Origin of the sequence: Mesorhizobium tamadayense, from assembly GCF_003863365.1 — a bacterium.
Taxonomy (GTDB): Bacteria; Pseudomonadota; Alphaproteobacteria; order Rhizobiales; family Rhizobiaceae; genus Mesorhizobium; species Mesorhizobium tamadayense.
The window spans coordinates 1-4,234 of the sequence record NZ_RQXT01000113.1 but is presented as its reverse complement, the minus strand read 5'-3'; the positions used below and the strand labels follow the sequence as shown (position 1 = coordinate 4,234).

3 protein-coding genes are annotated in these 4,234 nt (G+C 56.7%); 2 read left to right on the top strand and 1 reads right to left on the bottom strand.

The window, feature by feature from the left end; genetic code table 11:
* Positions 1–1,127, top strand: a 1,127-nt coding sequence (locus EH240_RS36435) for a threonine aldolase family protein (RefSeq protein WP_125007173.1), incomplete at its 5' end; no start/stop codon positions are given.
* Between the two features lie 718 nt (positions 1,128–1,845).
* Here the strand turns inward: EH240_RS36435 and EH240_RS36430 are convergent.
* Positions 1,846–3,057, bottom strand: a complete 1,212-nt coding sequence (locus tag EH240_RS36430) for an NAD(P)/FAD-dependent oxidoreductase (protein ID WP_167484320.1) — start codon at positions 3,055–3,057, stop codon at positions 1,846–1,848.
* Positions 3,058–3,491: 434 nt separating this feature from the next.
* Between EH240_RS36430 and EH240_RS36425 the strand changes: the two genes are divergently transcribed.
* Positions 3,492–3,671, top strand: a complete 180-nt coding sequence (locus EH240_RS36425; protein WP_125007171.1) for a hypothetical protein — start codon at positions 3,492–3,494, stop codon at positions 3,669–3,671.
* Positions 3,672–4,234 lie beyond the last annotated feature (563 nt).

The following is a 4,234-nucleotide window of genomic DNA, read 5'->3' as shown; positions in this document are numbered from 1 at the left end:
TTGAAAACTGTCGCTCGCAAGATGAAGTTCTGAATTCGGTCGCGGCATTGCTTGGAACGGGAGGATCTAAAATAGCAACCTATCACTTCAATTCGGACAACGGCGCGCCGGTCTGCGAACAGGTGATGAACGCGCTATTGGACTGCAACCGAGGCGTCGAGGTAGCCTACGGCGCAGATCAATTCACCGCTACCTTGGCACAGGCCTATTCGAACTTTTTTGAGCGTGAAACCTTTATTTTTCCGGTGCCTACGGGCACTGCGGGCAATGGTCTCGCGCTCGGCGCCATCACGCCGCCGTATGGGACGATCTTCTGTCACGAGGGCGCCCATATTGTGACGACCGAAGCCGGCGCGCCCGAGTTCTATAGCGGTGGTGGCCGCATGACTTTGATGGCAGGTGAGCACCATAAGATATCGCCTGCCACGTTAGAGGACGGCCTACAACGTCACGGTATCGGCAACGTACATCATATGGCAGTCAGCGCACTCAGCCTCACCCAAGCCACGGAAGCAGGAGTCGTTTATGAACTGGACGAATTACGAGCGCTAAGTGCAATAGCGCATAAGGCAGGCATGAAAGTCCATCTTGATGGAGCCCGCTTCGCGAACGCCGTGGTTCATTTGGGCGCAACGCCGGCCGAAATGACCTGGAAGGCTGGAGTGGACATTCTCACCTTCGGCACTATCAAGAACGGAACCATGAATGCGGAAGCGGTGATCACCTTCGATCCTGAAATCGCAAAGATACTGAGCTTCGTGCACAAACGCGCCGGGCACCTGTGCTCAAAGATGCGCTACATGTCAGTGCAGCTCTTGAGCTACTTGGAGGATGAGCTCTGGCGCCGAAATGCTCTGCAGGCGAACCGGAACGCCGCACGAGTAGCAGATGCTTTAAGACAGTGTGTGGGTGTCGAGCTGGTTCATCCAGTGCATATTAATGAGGTGTTCGCCATTCTGCCGCCCAGCCTTCTGGAAGCGCTTCGGGACAAGGATATCCGTCCACGGCCGTGGAACTTTCAGCGCAAAGGTCAAGGCTTCCGCATGGTGATGTCCTACTGCGACAGCGCCGAGCAAATTCGGCGATTTGAACAGGTCTGCCGCGAGGCCAGACCTTCAGAGAGTTAGACCCCACCCTGGGTCCACACTTGATTGAATGGGATTCCGCGCCGTCGCCATCACGCGGCAGTCCGCAGGGGCCAAGAGCGCCGGCGCATCGAAGCCCGCCGAACCCGACATCCTCCACCCTCAGCGCGTTCCACAATTTCAGACCCAACCGCAGAGACGGTTGAAAGCTGGTGCGTAATCCCAAAGTTATGAAGCAGCGCAATTCTTATCGAGGTTTGTTTGGTTCGACGCCGCAATCATGAGGATCATTGGAGTATGTATTGCCGTACGTATGGCTCTTCTCACCTACTAGCGTCCTAGCAATCCCCGAAACGGGGCTTACTCAACGGGAACAAGGCCGTGGTATTGCCGCTTTGCCGGGTTCACACGCATCGGAATGGATGGGATGAGAGCATACGGCAGTCCTGGCGCTTCAAGAACCGCGCGTGATCACCCATCTGCTGCCAAGCGTAATCGGCGCTCGCCATGCGCAACGTTGACCGGGCGAACGGTGACCGGCGCATAGGAGGGGTTAAAATTGGCGGCCGCTCTGGAGTGGGCCCCTCGGGACGGACGGCATCAGGCCGAAATGAGGAAGGTGTTCGATCACACATCGACGAGGCGTTCACGGAGAAATCGAATGCAGCAATTAATTTGTCCCGGCACAGAGGCGGATCCCATCACAGGTGAAAACCGAGGTTTAGTGGAATGAACATGCCTTCGGTAATCCACATAGACTTCAATCTGATCGCCGGGCCGGTTCTGTCGCGTGTTGTGAGATTTGACGCTTAAGCCAGTCGATATCGGCGGCCTGCCTTCCGAAGCGAGCTGGCGCGCAGTGTGATGTGTCGAAACTCGGCTTTACGTCAGTGACAAGCTCTGCGGTGAGGCGTCCCGCCATTGCGGACCAGGTTACGCCCTCAGAATTCATAGCCGTGCAAAGGAACAGTCCCTGAACATCTGGCCATGGCCCGATCAAGGGTGAACCATCTGGGGTGAATGATTCGGGACCATTGATGAAGCGACGGATAGGTGCGTCAGCTAAAAAAGGGAAGATTTCCATCGCACTCTGGAAATAGGGCGCAAGCTTATCCCAGTCTGGCTCGAACAATGTGAAGGCGAAAGGATCCGGCATGGCGGCTGCATCAATCGTCTTTGCATTCTCATCGAAGGCGCCGACGAGCATGCCGCCCGCTTCTTCCCGACCATAGACACGATGCTCAGACATCACGAAAGATGGGGTTGATGCTACCAATCGCGGCGTCACGTCTGCAATGACGTAAAAGTGCTCCACGGACCATTGTGGTAGGGCGATACCGCTGGTTTCCAGCAGGAGACGCGACCACATCCCACCCGCAACGACCACGGCATCTGCAGCAATGAGGCCGGTGGACGTGCTGACACCGACAATGCGCCCGCTTTGGATCTCCAGTTCGGTTGCCCGACAATTTTCGACGATGCGAACCCCACGTTGCCGCGCGCCACGTGCATAAGCGGCGGTCAGATCAGCGGGATTGACCCGGCCGGAAAGCGGATTGAGCCAGAAAGCCGAGGCGGATTCGGGATTCAGCAGGGGATTCAGGCGACCGGCTTCCTCGGGCGAAAGCATTCGAGAGGCTATGCCTCTTATTGTCGCGTCACGATGGTAAGATTCATATCTACGAATTTGGTTGGGGTCTTGGGCGAGAGACAGGCGTCCAGTCTGCAGCCACCCCGTATTTTGGCCGGTTTCTCGCTCTAGACGCGCTATGGTATCGAGCGCGTAAAGAACACTTGAGTCATGACTAGGTGTCGGTTGCCAAGTAATGTTACCAGCTGAATGCCAGGTCGTGCCCGATCCCAATTGCTCCCGATCCAGCAATATAATCTCACCCGCGCCCGCATCGGCCAAATGCCAGGCGACGCTGCAGCCGACGACTCCGCCGCCAACAACCACAATACGACGACTCATTCTCACTTCCCGCAGGCTTCCGTTTGTTTGCAGAATGTACGTAACGTAAGGGGGTGAAGTTGTGTTTGGACGCCGAATAATAGCCAATGGTGAAACGATTCGGTCATAAGCGGTCCACGTTCGAAACGAGAACATCGAAAGAACGTCGAGGAGCGTTACGGCCCGGGGTCGCCGACCAAGTCGAACCTGCCAATCGTCCGGCCGAGATGCCGGCCCGATCATCGAGCGCGCAAAAAGCGAGTCTGGCAAGGCGATGACGACGATCGTGACCAAGTAGCTACGGGGCAGCTGGGCAGTGCTCGATCGAAAAGGCAAACACTTTGACGCGACCTCGAAGTGGCGACGGTCCCAGGGCGTCGTTTCGCGCTAAGACGCCGGTTGAAGATGGCGCGGCTGCGGCACGCGCCGGCGTGTCCTATCCCAGCACTGTAGCCATGGCACAGGACTTGGCTGCCGGACGCATTGATGTAGCGTTCGAAAGCTACGTCGTCGGTCTTGAGGCCCAGAAAAGTGGTGCTTATCCCGGCATGAAGGTCAAGATCATCGAGCCGGACAAGCGCATCGCGGCATCCGTCGAGCCGGGCCAGGCCAAACTTCCCTTACACCAAGGGTAACGATAAACTTGGTGCCGCGCTTGATGAAGGCATCAAGAAGCTCCACGAGTCCGGCAAAATCGCTGAAATACTAAAAAAGTTTGGCCTCGATCCGTTAGGTGCCGAAACGGGTGCGCCGCGGCTTATCCAGTAGCCGTCGTGTTTGTCTGAAAGTTGTGAATCGGCATGCAGTATTGCTGAGCTCTCGCGATAACAGGATATCCGGTTATCGCGAACCCAACCTTAGCTAGGATGGCCGACCTTCGAGCCCCGCTAGACGTTCCAGAAGCTTCATCTCCTCTGGATAAACTAGGTCCAGGCCCGTCCCCATGCTCATCTTCACACGCCCGCTGCGATAGACCAGTTCGAATTCTTTGACATGGATCATCCAAGGGTCGACAACACCCAGCGACACGAAAGCAGTCAGCATCGCAGAGACTATCGCAATCAATTGGAGATGCCGGCCATGACAGCGCCTGTCCCAAGCCGGCCATGAACGTGCCATAAGCGAGCGGTCTTCCCCCCCAGCTGATCTCTACGCGTAGGTTGCAGGAATTTCTCGCTCGCGACGCTCGACGAAGTCC